17 protein-coding genes are annotated in these 20125 nt (G+C 48.1%); 6 read left to right on the top strand and 11 right to left on the bottom strand.

The genetic code is table 11. The features are described 5' to 3' along the window. Nucleotide 1 precedes the first annotated feature (1 nt). The 4 genes from sspA to zapE form a co-directional block, all read right to left on the bottom strand. Entirely contained in the window at nt 2-643 is a 642-nt protein-coding gene (gene sspA, locus HA49_RS20210) for a stringent starvation protein SspA (RefSeq protein ID WP_038016835.1), read from the bottom strand. Nucleotides 644-952: 309 nt separating this feature from the next. Continuing rightward, on the bottom strand, nt 953-1345 hold the full coding sequence (rpsI, locus tag HA49_RS20205) for a 30S ribosomal protein S9 (protein ID WP_038016832.1): 393 nt from the start codon (nt 1343-1345) through the stop codon (nt 953-955). A gap of 15 nt (nt 1346-1360) precedes the next feature. After that, on the bottom strand, nt 1361-1789 hold the full coding sequence (gene rplM, locus HA49_RS20200) for a 50S ribosomal protein L13 (protein WP_038016830.1): 429 nt from the start codon (nt 1787-1789) through the stop codon (nt 1361-1363). Nucleotides 1790-2035: 246 nt separating this feature from the next. Next, a complete protein-coding gene (zapE, locus tag HA49_RS20195) occupies nt 2036-3169 on the bottom strand; it encodes a cell division protein ZapE (RefSeq protein WP_038016827.1) in 1134 nt (377 codons plus the stop codon). Between the two features lie 211 nt (nt 3170-3380). Here zapE and zapG point away from each other — a divergent pair, with 211 nt between their 5' ends. From zapG to HA49_RS20170, 5 genes are all read left to right on the top strand, one after another. Further along, entirely contained in the window at nt 3381-3782 is a 402-nt protein-coding gene (zapG, locus tag HA49_RS20190; protein ID WP_038016825.1) for a Z-ring associated protein ZapG, read from the top strand. Nucleotides 3783-3874: 92 nt separating this feature from the next. Next, complete coding sequence (locus HA49_RS20185; RefSeq protein WP_038016961.1) at nt 3875-5251, top strand: Do family serine endopeptidase; 1377 nt, start codon at nt 3875-3877, stop codon at nt 5249-5251. 91 nt (nt 5252-5342) lie between these two features. Beyond that, nucleotides 5343-6434 carry an outer membrane-stress sensor serine endopeptidase DegS gene (gene degS / locus HA49_RS20180; RefSeq protein WP_038016824.1) on the top strand — a complete coding sequence of 364 codons (1092 nt, stop codon included), beginning with the start codon at nt 5343-5345 and terminating at the stop codon, nt 6432-6434. Between the two features lie 366 nt (nt 6435-6800). Next, complete coding sequence (gene argR / locus HA49_RS20175; RefSeq protein WP_038016822.1) at nt 6801-7271, top strand: transcriptional regulator ArgR; 471 nt, start codon at nt 6801-6803, stop codon at nt 7269-7271. A gap of 357 nt (nt 7272-7628) precedes the next feature. Next, complete coding sequence (locus tag HA49_RS20170) at nt 7629-7892, top strand: YdgH/BhsA/McbA-like domain containing protein (RefSeq protein WP_038016820.1); 264 nt, start codon at nt 7629-7631, stop codon at nt 7890-7892. A gap of 373 nt (nt 7893-8265) precedes the next feature. Here HA49_RS20170 and aaeB read toward each other — a convergent pair whose 3' ends face one another. The 3 genes from aaeB to aaeX are packed head-to-tail and all read right to left on the bottom strand — an operon-like array spanning nt 8266 to nt 11377. Then, nucleotides 8266-10221, bottom strand: a complete 1956-nt coding sequence (gene aaeB / locus HA49_RS20165) for a p-hydroxybenzoic acid efflux pump subunit AaeB (protein WP_038016816.1) — start codon at nt 10219-10221, stop codon at nt 8266-8268. 12 nt (nt 10222-10233) lie between these two features. Beyond that, a complete protein-coding gene (aaeA, locus tag HA49_RS20160; RefSeq protein ID WP_038016813.1) occupies nt 10234-11166 on the bottom strand; it encodes a p-hydroxybenzoic acid efflux pump subunit AaeA in 933 nt (310 codons plus the stop codon). A gap of 7 nt (nt 11167-11173) precedes the next feature. Continuing rightward, nucleotides 11174-11377 carry a p-hydroxybenzoic acid efflux pump operon protein AaeX gene (gene aaeX, locus HA49_RS20155; protein WP_038016811.1) on the bottom strand — a complete coding sequence of 68 codons (204 nt, stop codon included), beginning with the start codon at nt 11375-11377 and terminating at the stop codon, nt 11174-11176. Nucleotides 11378-11620: 243 nt separating this feature from the next. Between aaeX and aaeR the strand changes: the two genes are divergently transcribed. Continuing rightward, nucleotides 11621-12541 (top strand): HTH-type transcriptional activator AaeR, encoded by a 921-nt coding sequence (gene aaeR / locus HA49_RS20150; protein WP_038016808.1) that lies wholly within the window; start codon nt 11621-11623, stop codon nt 12539-12541. A gap of 50 nt (nt 12542-12591) precedes the next feature. Here aaeR and tldD read toward each other — a convergent pair whose 3' ends face one another. The 4 genes from tldD to HA49_RS20130 all read right to left on the bottom strand — a co-directional run bounded on the left by tldD (nt 12592) and on the right by HA49_RS20130 (nt 20121). Then, entirely contained in the window at nt 12592-14037 is a 1446-nt protein-coding gene (gene tldD / locus HA49_RS20145) for a metalloprotease TldD (RefSeq protein WP_038016807.1), read from the bottom strand. Nucleotides 14038-14105: 68 nt separating this feature from the next. Then, nucleotides 14106-17918, bottom strand: coding sequence for an AsmA2 domain-containing protein YhdP (gene yhdP, locus HA49_RS20140; protein ID WP_038016805.1), 3813 nt, complete (start codon nt 17916-17918; stop codon nt 14106-14108). 150 nt (nt 17919-18068) lie between these two features. Beyond that, a complete protein-coding gene (gene rng, locus HA49_RS20135; protein WP_038016803.1) occupies nt 18069-19538 on the bottom strand; it encodes a ribonuclease G in 1470 nt (489 codons plus the stop codon). After that, complete coding sequence (locus tag HA49_RS20130; protein WP_038016958.1) at nt 19528-20121, bottom strand: Maf family protein; 594 nt, start codon at nt 20119-20121, stop codon at nt 19528-19530. The genes rng and HA49_RS20130 overlap by 11 nt, the downstream gene beginning before the upstream one ends. Between the last annotated feature and the right edge of the window lie 4 nt (nt 20122-20125).

The following is a 20125-nucleotide window of genomic DNA, read 5'->3' as shown; positions in this document are numbered from 1 at the left end:
ATTAACCCCGAAATTGCAGACGCATTTCGCGTTCAGTCTCGGTCAGCGAAGCCAGGAAAGAATCACGTTCGAACACACGGGTCATATAACCTTTAAGCTCTTTTGAACCCGCACCACTCAGATCTACGCCCATGGAAGGTAAACGCCATAATAGCGGTGCCAGATAACAATCCACGAGGCTGAACTCTTCACTCATGAAGAACGGTGTACGGGCAAATAAAGGGGCAATGGCCAGCAGCTGTTCGCGCAGTTGTTTACGGGCATCATCAGCCTCCTGAGCGGTTCCTTTTTCGATCAGGAACATCAGGCTGTACCAGTCTTGTTCGATACGGTGCATCATCAAACGGCTTTCACCACGGGCGACAGGATAAACCGGCATTAATGGCGGATGAGGAAAACGTTCATCCAGGTATTCCATAATAATGCGGGATTCATACAACGTCAGCTCACGGTCAACCAGGGTAGGAACTGTACAATACGGATTCAGATCTATCAGATCCTGTGGAAGGTTATCCATATCGACCTGTTCAATCTCCACACTAACGCCTTTTTCAGCCAGGACAATACGCACCTGGTGGCTGAAAATATCAGTGAGTCCGGAAAACAGTGTCATTACCGAACGTTTGTTGGCAGCGACAGCCATGAAAACCTCCACTTTGCTCAAAAAGATACCGGGAATAGCCGGCGATGGCCTGCTAACCAGTAAACATAGCGCTTGCAACCTATGCAGATGCGTTCTTTTCAACCATTCCCTGAATTCTGCGCATCGCTTAACTGCTGCCAAGCATAAATTAAGCCGACAGTTTATCAGATCTTCGCCAGTTTGTGGGGGGTGATTAAAGATTTGCCAATAAAATGCCTGAAATGGCGCAAACGGAGAGGATAAATCAACAAAAAACCCGCCGAAGCGGGTTTTTGATGCCAACTGATATGCTGCAAAAGCAGCAAACAATTAACGTTTGGAGAACTGTGGACGACGGCGTGCTTTACGCAGACCGACTTTCTTACGTTCAACTTTACGTGCATCACGGGTAACAAAGCCCGCTTTGCGCAGTTCTGAACGCAGAGATTCGTCATACTCCATCAGAGCACGTGTGATACCGTGACGGATCGCACCAGCCTGACCAGAGATACCACCACCTTTAACAGTGATGTACAGATCAAATTTTCCAACCATATCGATCAGTTCCAGTGGCTGACGCACGACCATACGTGCAGTCTCACGACCGAAATACTGCTCTAAAGAGCGCTGATTGATAACGATGTTACCGCTTCCCGGCTTGATAAAGACGCGAGCGGAGGAGCTTTTGCGGCGACCTGTGCCGTAGTTTTGAGTTTCAGCCATTGCCTGTAATCCCGATTAAATGTCAAGAACTTGCGGTTGCTGTGCCGCATGGTTGTGCTCGTTACCTGCGTAAACTTTCAGTTTACGGTACATAGCACGACCCAGCGGGCCTTTTGGCAGCATGCCTTTAACCGCGATTTCAATCACACGCTCAGGACGGCGAGCAATCATCTCTTCGAAGGTCGCTTGCTTGATACCACCGATGTGGCCGGTGTGATGGTAATAGATTTTATCACTACGCTTGTTGCCGGTAACAGCAACTTTATCAGCGTTCAGAACGATAATGTAATCACCGGTATCAACGTGCGGAGTGTATTCCGCTTTATGCTTACCACGCAGACGACGAGCCAGTTCAGTCGCTAAACGACCTAAAGTTTTGCCTGTCGCGTCAACAACATACCAGTCACGCTGGACGGTTTCTGGTTTAGCTGTAAAAGTTTTCATTGAAAAGCTTACCCAAATATAAGTTACACGTTGGTGAAATCCCAAACGCTTAAGTAAACGATTGAGGCTCACACGACCATTTTGCCAGCAAGCCTACCCCTTCGGATAGAATTACCGGATCACAAAGGTTTTTGGGAAAAAAAAACCATTTGCCGTAACGTGGGGTCGCAAGAGTATAGAGAAGTCGCGACTAAAAATCGACTCTTTTTGCGATAAAATTGCGGCCCCGCGCCCGGACATTCGCATTCATGGCAAATGAGGGCGGCGCAGAAACTCTTCACTCTGCATCTCCTGCAGACGTGAAAGGCAACGCTGGTATTCAAATTTTAGCTGATTGCCGGCATAAATATCTTCCAGCGCTGCTTCTGCGCAGACAATGAGTTTAACATGTCGCTCGTAAAACTCATCGACTAATGCCAGAAATCGTCTTGCCTGGTCTTCCATCGCCGTTGTCAGCACAGGAACGTTAAACAAAAATACACTGTGATAACGCCGCGAAAGCTCTATATAGTCAAGCTGACTACGCCCTTCACCACACAGCGTAACAAAATCCAGCGCCACCACTCCGCCATGTTCTTTGAGTGTTGTCATCTGGCGATGGTTAACTTCCAGCACCGGTGACTCTGCCTGAGAGTAATCACAACCCGAAAGTACACCAAACATCGACGCCATCTCTTTAATAGCCTGAGGTGTGACGGGTGTTTTCCAGAGATGAGCTGAGGTCAACGTCCTCAGGCGGTAGTCAATCCCTGCATCAACATTCATCACGTCACAATGACGGTTAATCTGCTCAATTGCAGGTAAAAAACGCGCTCTTTGCAAGCCATTACGATACAGATCATCGGGGGGAATATTCGAGGTCGCTACCAGTGTAATACCCCGTCCGAACAGAGCTTCCATCAGAGTACCCAGTAACATGGCATCGGTAATATCGGAGACAAAGAACTCGTCAAAACACAATAAATCGGTTTCTGCTTTAAAGCGGTCAGCAATAATCAGCAACGGATCGCTGTGCCCCTGCAATTCTGTGAGTTGTTCATGTACCCGCAGCATAAATCGGTGGAAATGTAAGCGAAGTTTTCTCTCACCAGGAATAGACTGAAAAAACAGATCCATAATCCAGGTTTTCCCGCGTCCGACCCCTCCCCACATATACAAGCCACGAACCGGGGTTATTTCATCCTGTTTAGTCTTTCCCAGTAATCCGGAAAGCCGGCCAAACACGCCTTTTTTGGAGGGTACCTGAGAGGTATTCCGTGAGGTAAAAGACTGATAAATAGAATCCAGTCGGGTCATTGCCGCCTTCTGAACGTCATCAGGCTGAAAAGCGCCACGGGTAAGCTCTTGCTGATACAGGGCCAGGGGTGATGTCATTTGCATTTTTCTCAGCTATCCGGAAAAGTCCGTTTGTTGTCGTTTGACGAAAAAAAACCGTTATACAGTACGACAGCCTGACTCAGGATTCCACTTCCGGGAGATTAACGGGTATAGTGACTAGTATTGAAGTAAGTTATCTTCTTGTTGTTAACTGATTATCATGCAGTAGAGAATCGTTGTGCCCTGAAGAACAACGGAAATTAGGGGAGTCATTATGACCTGGGAATATGGGCTAATCGGATTAGTAATTGGGCTTGTCATTGGCGCTGTTGCTATGCGCTTTGGAAATAAAAAATTACGTGAGCAACGTAACGTCCAGTATGAGTTGGAAAAATCCAAAGCTGAACTGGAAGATTACCGTAAAGAACTGACCGGCCATTTTGCACGCAGTGCCGAATTGCTGGATAACATGGCACATGATTACCGTCAGCTTTATCAGCATATGGCGAAAGGTTCTAACGATCTGTTACCTGATTTGCCCGGGGACCAGAATCCGTTTGCCTGGCAGGATACCGAAGCAGAAGCTGATAATGATCAGGCTCCGGTGCAAATCCCGCGGGATTACTCTGAAGGTGCCTCAGGATTACTGAGAAGCGGCCCGATCAACCACAAATGATCCACCGGGCGCCTATGCGCCCGCTGTGTTTCCGCTGCCGCTATTGCGTACTCCGGCAATTTCTTACCCTCAACAGTGAGAACACCTGCAAAATGAAAAAATTATCACCGTTACTGCTGGCTATGGCGCTGGGTGCCGGGCTGAATCTGTCTTTTTCACTTCCTGTCCAGGCCAGTCTGCCAGTTAAGGTTGAAGGTCAACCACTCCCTTCACTGGCTCCTATGCTGGCAAAAGTTCTGCCTGCAGTGGTGAGTGTAAAAGTCAGTGGCATTCAGCCGGCATCTGATGATCAGAATATCCCTGAGCCACTGAAGAAGTTCTTTGGCCAACAAGCACCACAAAATTCGCAGGGTCAGCCGTTTGAAGGACTGGGTTCCGGCGTGATTATTGATGCACAAAAAGGCTATATTCTCACCAATTATCATGTCATTAATGGCGCCAACAAAATCACTGTCGAACTCAGTGATGGCAGCCAGTATACCGCCAAACTGATCGGCAGTGACAGCCAGTCCGATATCGCATTGATACAAGTCAGCAATGCGAAAAACCTTACTCAAATTCAAATAGCTAACTCGGACCAATTGCAGGTAGGTGACTTCGCTATCGCTATTGGTAACCCGTTTGGACTGGGACAAACCGCAACTTCCGGTATCATTTCGGCACTTGGCCGCAGCGGGCTGAATATTGAAGGTCTGGAGAACTTTATTCAGACGGATGCTGCAATTAACCGTGGTAACTCAGGCGGAGCGCTGGTGAATCTGCGTGGTGAGTTAATCGGTATTAACACTGCAATTCTGGCCTCCGGTGGTGGGAATATCGGTATCGGATTTGCCATTCCTGGCAATATGGCTATCAACATTGCCGACCAGTTGATTAAGTACGGCCAGGTGAAACACGGTCAGTTAGGAATTAAAGGGACTGAGCTGACCGCTGATATGGCAAAAGCTTTCAATGTGAATGTCACTCATGGTGCGTTTGTCGCCCAGGTATTACCAGGTTCCGCTGCAGATAAAGCCGGTGTCAAAGCGGGTGATATTATTACCACCCTGAATGATAAGGCGATTACCGGATTTGCCGAATTGAGAGTTAAAGTCGGGACCGCGGCTCCGGGCGAAAAAGTGCGTCTCGGATTGTTGCGTGATGGTAAAACCATCAATGTAGTGGTCACTCTGGATCAAAGTAACTCATCGAATGGCGCATCGACCCTGTTACCTCAGCCGGCATTCCAGGGAGCAGAATTTGGTAACGGAGAAACTACAGATAAACAGAAAGGAGTGAAAGTCACTTCGGTGAGTAAACAAAGTGCCGCGGAACAGGTTGGCCTGCATGCCGGTGATGTGATTGTCAGCATTAACCACCAGCGGGTACAAAGCCTTGATGAACTGAAGAAAGTCCTCGACACCAAACCGGATGTCATCGCTCTGAATGTCATTCGTGGCAAAGATAGTATCTATCTGTTAATGCGTTAAAAAGCACTGATAACGGTCGTTACAAGCGGATACCCGTGCCGACCGTTATCATGTTATCCTAAGCCACCTTTCTTCTGGCAAAGCAACTGGCATGCTACTCAAATTATTACGTTCGGTGATTATCGGCCTTATTGTGGCGGTAGTGATTCTACTGGTGATGCCAGGATTTCACTATGGAAGCCGCCTGCTGGCTCTGCTTGACCATTCAGATGATAGTGCCGAAGAACCAATAGTCAGTTTCAGCCAAGGTGTACGGCGGGCGGCACCTGCGGTCGTTAACGTCTATAACCGCAATACTCAGACCAATAATAGTCGCGGCATTACCACCCTGGGTTCCGGGGTGATAATGAACAATAAAGGTTACATTCTGACCAACAAACATGTCATCAATAATGCAGACCAGATCATTGTGGCATTACAGGACGGACGTTTCTACGAAGCAACCCTGGTCGGTTCAGACACGATGACTGACCTTGCTGTTTTGAAAATTTCAGCCACTAATTTGCCGGTTATTCCCATCAACCGGAAACGGATCCCCCATATTGGTGATGTGGTGATGGCCATTGGTAACCCGTATAACCTGGGACAAACCGTCACTCAGGGCATTATCAGTGCTACCGGCCGCGTAGGGTTGAGTTCCTCAGGACGCCAGAACTTTCTGCAAACTGATGCTTCTATCAATCAGGGTAATTCCGGAGGTGCTTTGATCAATTCACAAGGTGAGTTGATGGGGATAAATACTCTGACGTTTGATAAAAGTAGCGATGGCGAAACTCCTGAAGGTATTGGTTTTGCTATCCCGACAGCTCTGGCTACCCAGATAATGGATAAGCTTATCCGTTATGGCCGGGTGATCCGTGGATTTATCGGAATAACCACACGGGAAATTCCAGCCCTGAATGGGCACGGCAACAGCCTGGATAAGATACAGGGAATTGTGGTCAGTAAAGTTGCTCCCGGAGGCCCTGCAGAACAGGCTGGCATTCAAGCCAATGACCTGCTGTTAAGTGTGAATGGAAAACCCGCGGTTTCTGCACAGGAAACGATGGACCAGGTCGCTGAAATTCGTCCCGGCACCGTCATTGAGGTTGAATTACTGCGTAATGATAAAAAGATGACTATTCCTGTAACCATCCGTGAATTCCCGCAGGACAACGGCGTAAGTGACTCTTCGTCTCCTTAATTGCTAATCATCGTCCTGCTGCAGGCAAGGTGCGCGCCATTTCGCTTTCACCGGTCAATGTATGATTTTTTATCCATTCTGCGGAATGGATTCCTCGATAGTGCCCGGGGTTTGTCACCGCATACTCAACCCAGACGACAAGCTACAGCAGAGCTAAACAAACTATCCTCTGGTCCGTTGCAATATAAAAAACTATAAAAATGTGATTATCTGGCCATTTGGACTATTCACTATTTATTTGCTACAATCCGCGCCTGGCGCATTCCCGCCTTTTTATACCCGTTAGTCGATTGCATAAAAATTCACACAGGTGCATAATCATGTAATTATCCCTGCGCAATTCCTTTTTATTACTCATGGTAGCCTATGCGAACCTCCTCTAAACAAGAAGATTTAATCAGAGCTTTTAAAGCGCTGCTAAAAGAAGAAAAGTTTAGTTCTCAGGGCGAAATTGTAGTTGCTCTTCAGGACGACGGCTTTAACAACATAAACCAGTCTAAAGTCTCACGGATGCTAACAAAATTCGGTGCAGTACGTACACGAAATGCAAAAATGGAGATGGTTTACTGTCTGCCGGCTGAGCTGGGGGTTCCAACCACCAGCAGCCCACTGAAAAATCTGGTATTGGATATTGATTATAATGACGCTCTGGTCGTCATCCATACCAGTCCCGGTGCTGCTCAACTCATTGCCCGGCTACTCGACTCCCTGGGTAAAGCAGAAGGCATTCTGGGGACTATCGCCGGTGATGACACTATCTTTGTCACGCCATCACGAAACTTTACCGTGAAAAAACTTTATGATGCCATTCTGACTCTGTTCGAACAGGAACTCTAAGTCAGGAATACCGGCATCTGAACGATGCCGGTCAACCAGTATTGCTACGCTTCCCGGTTCCATTTCCCGCACTACCCTCTGTAGTCTTCTGGTCAAACATGAAATATGACACCAGAGTTAACGCCCGACAAAATAGCTCTTAATGTTAAGTATGCATAACATTTTGTTATATCAGGAAAAAACACATCCTGGGTTAAATTACCATCAATTTTTAGTTTAAATTGTTATAAAAAAACCCAGGTAATCGCTTTCATTTGAAAAAACATTATTAGCAAAACATTAATTTCTTACGTTATCAGATCTATAATTTACTCCGTGATCTGAATCACAAAATTAAAAATTAACGAGGAAATTATTGTGAAAATAAAAGCCGGCCTGGCGATGGTCAGCGTGTTATCAGCGCTGTCATTTAGTACTTTTGCTGCGCAGTCTGTCAGTAGCGAACAGGCCCGGGGAATGCAGTCTTTTGGCGTGATTACCGTCAGCGGAATTAATGCATCACCTTCGGATATCAACGAACAATTAAATAATAAAGCAACTTCCCTGGGTGCTAAAGCATATCATGTCACCGAGGCTTATATTAATGGCAACTATCATGAAACCGCCATTATTTATAAGTAATCTCAAAAAGTAGTCTATAAAAAAGCATCCGGTTATATCCCATCTGTACACAGGAATCATGACCGAAATATTTGTCATAAGAATCAAAATTAATCAGGTTTACCGGAAAATAATAAAGGTTATATGCCTGGATAAATAATCCGGATGAATCATGCAGAATTTTAAAAAATTATAATAACTGTAAGTTACCGGCTTCCCACCGGGATTTACACAATAACACTACAGTAACGTCAGCTTCGCCCCCTTTCAGGGGGCTTTTTTATTTCTGAACTTTCGTGTTAACACCACGAAACAAAGATAAAACGGCTACAACTTACCAAGCCATCCTCTTACTCTCTGATGTCTGCAGCCCTACAGGACTGAGGACCACGCTTCAGATATTAATCATAGTGTTCTGGTAACGAGACAGAATATCGGCTAACCGGTGTACCGGCTCCGTCACTGATACAGGGGCAGAATATTGCTTAAGCTTTTGCTGGTAAATCTCAAACTCCTGCAACAGCCGATGATAATAGTAACGTTTTTTTTCTTCACTGTGAGATGAGATAACCCTGTCTCCGGTATAACGCAAACGACGATGAAATTCAGACAAATCGGCATTTTGGGGTATATCAGCTCTGCGCAAACGTTGGTGGCTGATGATTAATGTTAACGCCAGACGATATTTATCGATATCTCCGGGGAAAAGATTTAATAACAAAAACAATTGCTGATACAGAGAGGGGAGGTGATTTTCTCTGCGTTTTTCCGGATTAGTCGTTAATGATGATACTGCAGCATACATAAATCGGTTGAGAATTTTTCGACCGGTACGGGCTTTTGATTTATCGCGAATCAGTAATATCACCATCATTGAAACAAAACATCCAATCACCTGACCCAGAGCACTATCAATAAAAGTATTGATAGAAAAACTCATAGGATTGCTCAACACAATGATATTCAGAGTTCCTATAAATGCTCCCAGGGTACCCAGCTGACGCCTCTGGATAAAAATACCGCAGACAAAAGCCAGAGCGCCTATAATCAGACACAATAAAAACAAACTTTGTTGGGTGCCCGGCATTAAGAATACGTAGTAAATCGCTCCTAAAGGTACCGCCACCGACATCCCGTACAAAAAATCTTTCGCCATCATCAAAGGATTAGGCAGGCGCATCGCCAGAGACGTCACAACTGCCAGCATGACCATACAGGCACTGCCGGCACTCCAGCCAGTATACAACCAAAACAGTGAACCCAGTGCGGTCGCGGTAAATGTGCGAATCCCGTTGATCATTGCCGGATGAGTTTCAGCAGAACGGACATGAACCTCACCTTCACGTTGCAGAATAGTTTCTTCGGTTTTATTTATCCGGGCATTACTTTGAATGCCTTTCATCAACAGTAAATACTCAGAAGCGGCACCTACCCAGCTACTGAGTGTCACCGGGATATCGGAGGTTTCATTAAGTGTCAGCAACCGACGCAACTCTTTGAGTTGCCTCCGCAAATCCGTAATATTATTGACATCCTGATCGATGAGCTGATGGAAATCAGCCGGCACATAATGTGGCCGGGTATTCTGAATAAGGAACGTTTCCGCCGCCTGGGTAATCATGGTGAGAGATAAGGTGTGTAACATTTTCATACGCCGACTGGTATTACGCCAGTGGCTTGATTCCATCCGCAACTGGCTGCGCATACCGCTAAAAGCACTGGTACGACGCACCAGCGCACTCCAAGCTTTATCCAGTTCTTCTTTACTTTGGTGTCTGACGCACAGCTGTAACAGTTGGTATTGGGCTAATAACAGAGATTCGACTTCCTGATCGACCACTTTCTTGATTGAGCGGGGAGAGAAGATCATATCGGCTACGATGGCACAAACAATACCGATGATAATTTCGCAACAACGTTCTACAGCAAAGCGGGGAACAAGTTGCAGAGTACCGCTGGCATCTACCGTTACGATAATGATCAATGCAGTATACCCTGCCAGGCCCAGGGCATAGGAGTTCTCGACCCGTATCATTGATGACCACCAGACACAGAAGCCTGACCATATGCAGCAGAGCAATAACATGACCACCGGCGCCCGTGCGGTGAAAATCATGATAGTCAGTGCAGCCAGGCAACCAATAAAGGTCCCGATAATACGTAGTATCCCACGGTGCCGCAAAGCACCAGAATAAGGGTCTCCCCCGGCGGCGAATGCCTGACCGCCGGCAACGATACCGGCGGTCATGACCGCCCAGCGTGGAGTTTCTAAATTACAATAGAAACCCACGATGAGCGCCATCAGGATGGCAAAAGTTAATTTAACCGGAAAACGAAAATACTGGACCATCGTTCCCCCCGATTAACCAAATTCTCTTAATCTGTTCAGCAGACCTGAAATAAACGTAGGTTTTTCATGGGGACGATCTTTTTCACCGGTCACAACCACTGTAGCGGTAGTACCCGAAGGAAAGCGGTTACCTGGCTGTTTATCAAGATGGATACGTACGGGAACACGCTGTGCAAGCCTTACCCACTCAAGATCAGAGTCCACCGTTGCCATCCCTTTGGAGTCAACCGTGCTGCTACTATTGGTCACCCCGGCGGCAATACTGTCTACGGTACCATGCAGGGTGACGTTGCTGCCCAGTGGCGTAATTTCAGCCCGGTAACCTGGTTTAACTCCATCCAGTTTGGTTTCTTCCATATAAGCAATAACATAGAAAGACTGCGCTTTCACCAGAGCCACCGCCACTGAGCCACGGGTAATAAACTCCCCGCCGAATACGGTCAGGTTTGTCACCCAGCCATCTGAAGGTGCCCGCACATCGGTACGGGTCAGATCTATCTGGGCTAGATCACGGGCTGCAACAGCCTGTGCCAGCTGATGTTCGCTGGTTTGCAGATCATTATTGGCCTGATCGACGGTTTCTTTCGACAATGCTTGTGTACCTATCTTGTTACGACGTGCAGCTTCACGGCGTTTTTCCGCGACTACTGCCTGATAGTATTCAACATTGGCCTGAGCTTCATCCAGGGCTTCCTGAAATCGCGGACGATCGACAATAAACAGAGTCTCGCCTTTCTTAACAAACTGGTTATCGTGGACTTTAACTTCACTGACCAGACCCGTAACATCAGGAGAGATAGCCACTACATCTGCAGCAAATTTGGCATCCCTGGTCCAGGGTGACTCGGTATAATATACCCAGGCCCTGAATACGATGATGATGGCAATGACCACCAAAATCAGGGTTATCGCATAACGTGCGATTTTTCTTATAAGCGTTTTCACTGAAACCTCAGACCATTAAACTGGAGACAAAATAAAAGACGCAGCAATACAGCGCTGTGTTAAAAAGAGAAGGATGCCAGACAAGATCATAGATCCCGCTGGGAGTCAGAATCCTCTTCACCAGCCAGAACAACAGCAGCGAAAGGATCAGCTCTACAAAAATGGGCGGAAAAGATAGCCCAAAGACGACTAAAACCGGATGCACACTCATTTTAAACCCTTTGGAATCATGACATTACACCCAGGCAACCAGGAATAGTGGTCATCAGCATCAGGGGCAATCACTCTCTGATAGCCAGCTAACCACAAGCATATGTCAAAATACTTGAATTTGTATAACTTTAGACGGTACAGCAAGCACGTAAATTATTGACCGGATCTCATTATAGTAACGTGTCTGATAGTTAGTTTTCTACTTTATGTGACATAAATCACTTTTAATTCAGAGTTAACAATGGAACGTTTAAAAGGTATGTCAGTGTTTGCGAAAGTGGTTGATTTAGGCTCTTTCACTGCCGCAGCAAATCAGTTGCACCTCAGTGTCTCATCCGTCAGCCAGACTATCGCGAAGCTGGAAGATGAATTACAGGTCAAACTACTGAATCGTAGTACCCGTAGTATCGGTCTCACTGAAGCTGGCCGTATTTATTACCAGGGATGCAGGAAAATGCTGAGCGAGGCAGCACAAGTTCATGAACAGTTGTATGCCTTCAATAATACCCCCATAGGTACTCTGCGCATTGGCAGTACCACGACGATGGCAAGAATTGTCTTATCACCTATGACAGCAAAACTACTGAACGACTTCCCGGGGTTAAGCGTTAACTTAATCACCGGAAATCCCTCGCCAGATTTAATCGCTCACGGATTAGATTTAGTGATCAAGGCGGGGAACCTCGAGAATTCAGCGCTGTTTTCACGACGGCTGGGCAGTATGCCGATGGTGCTTTGCGCCTCTACCCGCTTTCCCGGACTAAAAGATCTTCCCGCCCGGCCGGAGGAATTAGAAAGCTTTGCCTGGCTGGAATACAGTGTTTATCCGTACAACGAATTTGAGTTGACAGCCCCGGACGGAAACACGTTGAGATTGTCCCCGAAAGGACGCTTCGCGACCAATGATCCACTCAGCCTGATTGGTTGGTTAAAAGCTGGCTCCGGTATTGCCTATATGCCACTGATGTGGGTACTGGATGATGTTAAACAAGGCGAAATAGAGATTTTGTATCCCCGGTATCAGTCAAAGCCACGGCCGGTATATGCGCTGTTTACCGAAAAAGATAAACTGCCATTAAAAGTGCAGGTTTGTATCGATTATCTCACCGAATACTTCCGCGAGATGGCTCTAAAGTATCAGGAATACCGCAGCAGAAACTAAAACGCACAGCCTGAAGGGCTGTGCGTTAACAAATAAAGCGTCACGGGAAGTCAGGCAGTACCACCCACGGTCAGTTTATCCAGTTTTAAGGTCGGCTGTCCGACACCCACTGGCACACTCTGACCATCTTTACCACAGACACCTACACCTTTATCCAACGCCAGATCGTTTCCTACCATTGAGATCTGTTGCATGGCTTCAATGCCGGAACCGATTAGCGTAGCACCTTTGACCGGTGTAGTAATTTTACCCTTCTCAATCAGATAAGCTTCTGAGGTTGAAAACACAAATTTCCCGGAAGTAATATCCACCTGTCCGCCACCAAAGTTAGGGGCATACAGGCCAAACTCCACACTTTCGATAATATCCTGAGGTGTGGATTCTCCCGCCAGCATATAAGTGTTTGTCATACGTGGCATCGGCAAATGAGCGTATGATTCACGGCGCCCATTACCGGTCGGGGCAACGCCCATCAGTCGGGCATTCAGTTTATCCTGCATATATCCTTTCAGAATACCCTTTTCAATCAGGACGTTATACTGGCCCGGCACACCCTCATCATCAATTGCCAGCGAGCCACGGCGGTCGGACAGGGTTCCATCGTCTACGACGGTACAAAGCTCTGAAGCCACCAGTTGTCCAACTTTACCGCTAAATACCGACGTTCCACGCCGGTTAAAATCACCTTCCAGGCCATGACCCACAGCTTCATGCAACAGTACTCCGGGCCAACCGGCTCCCAGAACAACAGGCAATGCTCCTGCAGGTGCAGCAACCGCAGATAAGTTCACCAGTGCCATACGCACTGCTTCTTTAGCCCAGACGTCAGCACGGACTTCACCGGATTCATCGGCAAGGAAAAATTCATAGCCTGTCCGGGCTCCACCACCACTGGCTCCTCGTTCACGTTTTCCCTGGGAGTCTACCTGAACACTGACTGACAGCCTGACCAGTGGTCGGATATCTGCGGCTAGTGTGCCATCAGTTGCCGCGACCAGTACCTGTTCATAAACCCCGCTCAGACTGACACTTACCTCCCGAACCCGCGGGTCTGCGGCACGTGCTGTTTTATCCACCCGGTGTAATAACGCAATTTTGTCTTCACGGGTCAGGCTGTCCAGCGGGTTCAAAGCCGGATACAGCGGGGTATGGATAACTTCTGCCAGGGTTTTCACTTTACCGTTGCCAGATTCACGAACAATGCTACGGGCGGCATCGGCGCTCTGCAGCAAAGCTTTCAGAGTCAACTGATCAGCATAAGCAAAGCCGGTTTTTTCACCACTGATCGCCCGGATGCCCACACCCTGATCAATATTCCATGAACCGTCTTTAATAATACCGTCTTCCAGCCCCCAGGACTCGTGGTAACTGGACTGGAAATAGAGGTCGGCATAATCCAGACGGCGTTCTGAAAGCTGGCTTAACAGGGAAAATAAATCCTGCTGTTTAATATTATTAGCGGTTAGCAGGTGCTCACTTACCAGATTCAGTGTCATTATTTCTCACTCGTATAATTACGTTTAGATATAGCCTGCTGTAATTCTGCTCCGCCGTCAAATTTGTCTCATTCAGCGGTGCGTGGCTTACGTAAAACTTCATGAATCTGCGGATCATCCATGGTACCGCCAATGTGATAACGCAGGAGTGAAATCTTATTCCATAACGGTGCCAGAACCTTACTGGCAGCAAATACCGCCGCCCCGACGACCGGATTAATTACAAAGGCTGTCGCTACCCCTACCGATGCTGAAAGTTCCGGAGCGACTACAGCTTCAAAGTCCAGCCGGCGACGGACGAAGTCTGCCTGTCCCTTCATCGCAATATCCGCTTCCAGTCCATCAATCAGTAAGTTATCAGTTTGCAGCACACCATTTTGTATCCATGCAGTACCGTTCACGGAATCAAAATAGAATCCTTTGTCACTAAAGGTATCTTTGAAATCAAAACTTAACTTACGCAACAGCGCATCGACACTGACCAGCCGCAACAACTGCCCGGCCCGGCCAGTACTGACATTTTCTATCACACCTTTACCGGTGTGCAGTTTCAATATACCACTGAGTGTTGAGATCTCCGGCTTCCACGGCACATTTTGCCAATGCAAATCGTAGTCCAGTTTTAGCGGAGCCTCTCTCACCGGGGTTGATGTACCAAACCATTGCATCGTCTGACCGATATCGTCACTGGTCAGTTGGCCTTTTAAGGCTGTACGTGGGGCTCCCGGAATATTGTCCCATTCACCATTTATCTTCAGTTTAGCATGACCGGCATTTAGCTCACCGTTAGTGAGCACCAACTTATTTCCGGAAGGTGCCAGAGACCCCGAGATTTTCCCGAAATTTTGTCCGGAGAACCAACATTGCTGACAATTCAGTTGTAATGCTGGCCACTGAGTGAAACTGAGCGTAGATGGATTGGACACTTTTCCAGTCAGCGGACTCCCTGAGGGCGATTGTGGGTTGTAATAGAGATAATCAAGATTCAGTCGCCACGGCTGATGGTGATTAATATTCAGTACACCACGAATTTCTTTGCCGGACGCGGTCACAGTGGTATTACCAGACATCGATTCCGCCAGTGACACCGTTAAATCATTCCAGCGTTGCCCCCCCAGGTTGAGCGCGGGTGTATGTAATTCAACATCACCAGGAAGTTGCACATGACTGCCTGTGCTGCGTAACTCATTGGTGTCATTATTATTGTTATTATTAGTCAACAGGCCCAGCCACTCTTCCCCGTTGAGAGCCGGCAAATTCACGACCATCGCGGCTTTGTCCGGAAGAGCGGGTGTCTTAGTCGTATGATCTTTCCAGATGCCCCGGTCGAGCCTCAATCGGGGTGTCAGTAACCAACGACTGACAAAATGCTGGTCACCTTTGATGCTGCCACTCAAAATAAAGCTCTGCAAATTCCCGTTAACATTGACGGCTATTGGCAGATGGCCACCGGCTGGTTTATCCAACGGCGAGGGTAAGTGACTACTTACTTCACCAGCATCTCCGGTAATACTGACTTTATAGCTGGCTTCACCATGATATGGCAGGCTGATATCCACATTACCTTTCCAGGGGAGATTTCCCTTCAGACGTGAACGTAACGCAGCAGGTAGTACCGATATTGATTCAGGGTGCCAGACAGATTGCAGACCAACATTCACCGCAAAATCGTTTTTCTGTTCGAGCGTCGAGAAGTTAAATGTCACCGGCTGCCCGTACCACTGTGCCAGGATAGGATCACTGGTCAGCGCACCATTAACATAGCGGAAATTACCGTGCAGATTTTTCAGCGTCGTCTTCAGTGGCTGGATAAACAGATCATTATTATTAAAGGCGACATTACCGGTCGCGGTAACCAGCTTACCGTTCAACGGGATATCCAGATTAAGATGTCCGCTGACATCCCCTTTAATTTGTAACTGTGCCAGGGCCGCAGCCAGCGATTTTGCCAGTGGAGTCTGTTTAAAGTAATCATGAATATCACTACCACTGCCCGTAATGTCACCATTGATTATCAGTTTTTCCTGCCGGTAGTCCGGAATATCCGCGGTAACGTTGGCAGCCGTGGCATTTCCCAGTTGGGCTAGCGGCGCTTTCATCCATAATCCGTCATTGACAAAATTCAGATCGATATTCAGATGGTTAAGTGCAGGCCAGCCTGGCTGGAAAGCATAAGTCGCCTCCTTTAACGGAACGCTCACCTGAAACATACCTTCATTATGACGGAACGGGAAATCATGAGGATTGCCAGCGAAAATCAACGTCGCGTTACGGGTTGTTCCACCTTTAATAGCTCCGCTCAGATAATCTGTCAGATTTTTTCCCATCAGATTCTGTGGAAAATAACGCCATGCATCACCAGCATCCAATACGTTTATCCCGGCCAGAATATCCAGCCGTGGTTTTCCGTCTTTAGGCTGCTGATAGCGAAAATCTCCCCGGCTATCGACCGAGCGGGCGCGGACTTTTAGATTGTTCCCTTCAAGGAGCAGGTTACCGTCACGGGTATCCCAGGTCAGATCACCCGAGAATCGCTCCATTTCCAGCGGGGCACGAAACTCATTCCCGACGGTTATATTTTGTGGCCCTCCGGAGACCCTCAGTTGTCCGTGATCAAAGCTACCGCTCCCCGAACCGGATAATCCCGTTATCGCAGGTACGGATTTCCAGCTTTTCCAGCTAAGATTGTGCCAGCTGGCCTGGAAACGGCTGGTTTGCGGTTTTGCCAGCGAAAAATCGATTGCCAGGCTATCCACGCTACCTTCCGGCTGCAATGACTGCCATTGTCCAGCCAGTTCAGGTGCCAGCGGTGCCATCAGAGGTACCAGTGAAGCCATGCGCTGTAAATCAAGATGAGTCGCCCTGACTCTGATTTCAGAAGCATTAGCAGCACGCAGTAAATTATTTTGTTCGGGCTGCCAGTACAGTGACAATTGCCCCTGAGGCCAGCGTTGCTGGTCTGTTTCAATACCTGTCTGAGGGATAGATAGCGCCCATCCTTTACCTGCCCTGGACAGATGAGCCGTCAGATCATCGACGGTTAACTGATGCTGTTGAAGACCTGCCTGCCAACTGGCACTGCCTTTACTCAGCTGCAAATCCCCTGAGTCGACAGCCCCATTTTTCAGATTAATCCAGGCCGTCAGACTAAAATCAGCACTCTGAAGTGTCGTCTTGTCATGCATCCAACGTCCCAGCCAGGGTTTAACATCTACCTCATCAGCCTTCAACCAGATACGTCCACTGTCAATGAGCTGTTTTTCATCCTGCAGATCAAGCCGCACCTGAATAGCACCATGCTGCCCGGTGAAACTGGTCAGCCCGACTTCACCTTCAGCACGATGACGTTTACGCTCATTAAACCAGGTCAGTTGCGGGATCGCTAACTGAACCTGCTGACCGGATGGGGAAGGAAAGGTGATATTACTGTCGCGCAATACAAAGTGGTCAAACTGGCGAAGAAACAGACTTTGTAGCTGCTTAGGAGCCAGGTGCCCGCCACTGCCGGGAGAGGCTTGTGGTAACGAAGGAAGATCCAACTGCAACTGCCAGAAGGTCAGATCACGAAACTGTAATCGCGCATGAAGTAAAGACTGCCAGACATCCAGCGCCAGCCGGACATGAGAAATAGTCAGGGTAGTGCCATCATCAAGTGTACTGCGCAGATCTTTAATATCGACCGAAGGGCCAAAGATTTCCCAGCGGCCTGTAAGCTCACCCGCCTGGATATGGCTGTCAGTCGCCGACGAAACAACCGACAGGAGCTCAGTACGGTACTGGTTCATATAAGGCATCAGGATACGGAGACCACTGATCAGCAACGCAACGACCACGATCAGCGTAGCAACTATCAGTGATAATATCCCCGGCAAACGCCTCACACACTTCTCCTTGATTCACATCCGGTAACCAGATCCGGATATACAAAACACAATATTATCAGCGGCCGGGCCGCTGATATTGCAGTATAGCCGATCGACAACTGAACATCCCTGTTAACGCGCAAGACTTTCCCCGGAAGATTCAGGAAGTCACATCATAACGACATCAAACTGTTCCTGGTTATACAGCGGCTCGGCATGAATTTTCACCGTCTTGCCGATAAAAATTTCAAGTTCCGCGAGCGCGTGGGACTCTTCACTTTTCAACGCTTCGGCAACCCGGGGGGACGTATAAACCAGGAAACGGTCGGTATCGTATGCATGGTGCACCCTCACAATTTCACGCATAATTTCGTAGCACACTGTTTCTACGGTTCTGACTGAACCGCGCCCCTGACAGGCAGGGCACTGACCACATAACACATGCTCAAGGCTTTCCCGGGTGCGTTTTCGGGTCATTTCAACTAACCCTAAGGCTGAAAAGCCATGGATACCGGTTTTCACCCGGTCACGGTTCAACGCAGTTTCAAGCGAATGAAGTACCCGGCGACGATGCTCTGCATCGGACATATCAATAAAGTCGATGATAATGATCCCACCCAGATTACGTAACCGAAGTTGCCGTGCAATCGCCTGAGTCGCTTCAACATTGGTGTTAAAGATCGTCTCTTCAAGATTACGATGGCCGACAAATGCTCCGGTGTTAATATCAATGGTCGTCATGGCTTCGGTCTGATCAATAATCAGATAGCCACCGGATTTCAGCTCAACTTTACGTTCCAGCGCCCGCTGAATTTCATTTTCGACATCGAATAAATCAAATATTGGCTGCTTCCCGGAATAAAGCTCCAGCTTACGGGTGATTTCCGGCATATATTCCGCAGTAAAGTCCAGCAACAACTCGTAGGTCTGCCGGGAATCGATACGAATACGATCAAGTTCGGCTTCTGCAAAATCTCTGAGTACCCGCTGAGCGAGGGCCAGTTCACCATAAAGTAACGAACGTGTCTGATTCCGTTTTTTGCGCTCGGATACCTTACCCCATAATCGTTTAAGAAATGCAGCATCGCGGGCCAGCTCCGTTTCACCCACTCCTTCGGCGGCTGTACGGATAATGAACCCCCCGTTTTCGTCGCAATAATCTGCCACGACTTTCTTCAGTCTTTCGCGTTCCTGTTCGCTTTCAATACGCTGAGAAACGCCGACGTGTGAAGCCCCTGGCATAAAGACCAGGTAACGGGAAGGTAAAGTGATATCGGTAGTGAGCCGGGCACCTTTGGTCCCTAAAGGATCCTTAACCACCTGAACCATCAGGTCCTGTCCCTGGCGCACCAGCTCAGCGATATCACGGACACTGAATTTTTTTTGTTCATCACCGGCGACACACTCAGTATGAGGCATGATGTCTGAGGCATGAAGAAAGGCAGCTTTATCCAGTCCGATATCTACAAATGCGGCCTGCATACCTGGTAAGACGCGGCTGACTCTGCCTTTATAAATATTTCCGGCAATGCCCCGGCGAGATTCTCTGTCAATATGGATTTCCTGCAGAATTCCACCGTCGATATAAGCCACCCGGGTTTCGGAAGGGGTGACATTTACAAGTAATTCAGCCGTCATGTTGCTCCTTTTCCGCCGCTAAAAGTTGTAACTGGCCGAGCAGCTCTTCCGTTTCCACCAGCGGCAGACCAACGACTGCAGAATAACTGCCTTCGATAGACCTGACGAAACGTCCCCCTTTTCCCTGAATTCCGTAGGCTCCTGCCTTGTCCATAGGCTCCCCGCTGGCAATATACTCCGCAATATCACGGGCATTCAGCTGACGAAACGTGACCTGAGTGGTCACACTGGTCGTCAGACTGTGCTGACGATTGGCTACTGTCACCGCGGTTATCACCTGGTGCGTTTTTCCTGACAGCGCGTTCAGCATCCGACAGGCATCTTCTTCACTGCGGGGCTTCTCCAGCACTCTGCCTTCAGAAACAACGATAGTATCCGCACCGATAACCGGCAAGTTTTGGGGAGCCACGCGAACGCCTGCCAGAGCTTTGTCTACCGATAGCCGGGATACATATGCCTGAGGAGACTCATCCTTACGGCGAATCTCTTCCACATCGGTGATCAAACGTTCAAAAGTGAGGCCTGACAAAGCCAGTAACTCCTGGCGACGCGGGGAGGCAGAGGCAAGATATAAACTGAGCATAATT

The organism is Tatumella morbirosei, from assembly GCF_000757425.2.
GTDB lineage: Bacteria > Pseudomonadota > Gammaproteobacteria > Enterobacterales > Enterobacteriaceae > Tatumella > Tatumella morbirosei.
Note: the sequence above shows the minus strand (reverse complement) of the source record. Positions and strands in the feature narration are given on the sequence as shown.